The 1,461-nt window shown below is 66.3% G+C and carries 1 protein-coding gene; it reads right to left on the bottom strand.

The window, feature by feature from the left end; genetic code table 11:
• Positions 1-170 precede the first annotated feature (170 nt).
• Positions 171-1,406, bottom strand: coding sequence for an FAD-dependent oxidoreductase (locus EN738_RS34250; protein WP_348629122.1), 1,236 nt, complete (start codon positions 1,404-1,406; stop codon positions 171-173).
• Positions 1,407-1,461 lie beyond the last annotated feature (55 nt).

The following is a 1,461-nucleotide window of genomic DNA, read 5'->3' as shown; positions in this document are numbered from 1 at the left end:
CAGCATGGCGAAGCGGAAAGCCGGCGAAGCGCGGGTTTCCGGCAATGGCTGACTTGCTGCAATGGCCGACATCGATCTGCCCGTCGGAATTATGAAATCGACTTAGATTTTTTCAGATTTGTGAAACTGTCAAGCTGAATCGCGAGAATGACGGAATGTGCTCGGCGAAATCAGCGCTCCAACGCGTCGAGCATCCGGTACCAGGCGATCGTCGCGGCAACGCCGACCTGCCGGAAGGCATGGAACGGGATCGGCCGGATCGGCGACAACGGAAACGGCAGTTGCCGCGCATCGCCGCTCGCCTGGTAGCTTGCGATGCGCTTGCCGAGCGCGCTCATCAAGCCGACGCCCCTGCCCTGGCAGCCGGCAACGGCAAGCAGGCCCATTTCGGGCTCGTGGATATGCGGCAGGTGATCCGGCGTCATCGCCACCCGGCCGAACCAGCGTTTCTCGATCGCGATGCCGGCAAGCGCCGGATAGAGACGGATCAGGGCGCGTTCCAGATGTGCCCAGTCCGCGGCGCTGGAGGGCAGTGCCATGCGGCCGCGCCCGCCCAGCACAAGCCGGCCGTCCGCACTTCTGCGGTAGTAGACGAGAATGCGGCGCGAATCCGACACCGCCTGCCCGCCCGGCAGGATGCCGGCGCCAATGTCAGCCGGCAGCGGCGCAGTGGCAATCTGGAAGGAATGCAGCGGCACGATGGTCCGCGCGAGGCCAGGCAGAAGGCCATCGGTGTAGGCGTTGGTGGCAAGCACGACAGCCTTCGCCCGCACCTCCAGGCCGCTTTCGGTCAAGACCTGCCAGAGACCGGCGTCCTTGCGCAGCTTCACCACCTTCTGCCCTTGTGCGATCCCTGCGCCAGCGGCAGCGGTGACCCGCGCCAGCTCCAGCGTATAGGCCAGCGGATCGACGACGCCGGCGCGGCGGTCGAGCCAGCCGCCGAGATAGCCCTTGGCGCCGGTCATGGCCGCGATCTCGGCCTGGCTTAGCAGTTCGACGTCGGCGCCGCGCGCCCGCCACTGGCGATCCCGGTTTGCTGCCGCAGTCAAAGCGGTCTCGGTGTGCACGGCCTGGATCCAGCCGTTGCGGGTGAGCGGCACCGCCAGCTTCTCGTCGCGGATCAGGTCGAACACCGCATCCGCGGTCGAGGCGGCAAAATTGACCAGCGCCTCGCCACGCTCCTTGCCGAAATGCTCGACCAGCCATTCCGGATCGTATTTCAGTCCGGGGATGACCTGACCGCCATTGAGACCCGAGGCACCCTCGCCGATCGCTCCGGCGTCCAGCACCTGGACGGCAAGGCCCTGCCGCGCGGCATGGAGCGCGGTGGAGAGACCCATGATCCCGCCACCGACGATGACGACGTCAACTGCGCCGACCGCCGGTTGCGGCTGGAACGCGGACACCTTTTTTGGCCTCTGCCAGATCGGATCGGAAAACGGCTTGGGCAAGGAACACCTG

Source organism: Mesorhizobium sp. M4B.F.Ca.ET.017.02.2.1, from assembly GCF_003998955.1.
Classification (GTDB): Bacteria; Pseudomonadota; Alphaproteobacteria; order Rhizobiales; family Rhizobiaceae; genus Mesorhizobium; species Mesorhizobium abyssinicae.
The sequence above is the reverse complement of the archived record's forward strand: the minus strand, read 5'-3'. Positions and strand labels throughout refer to the sequence as shown.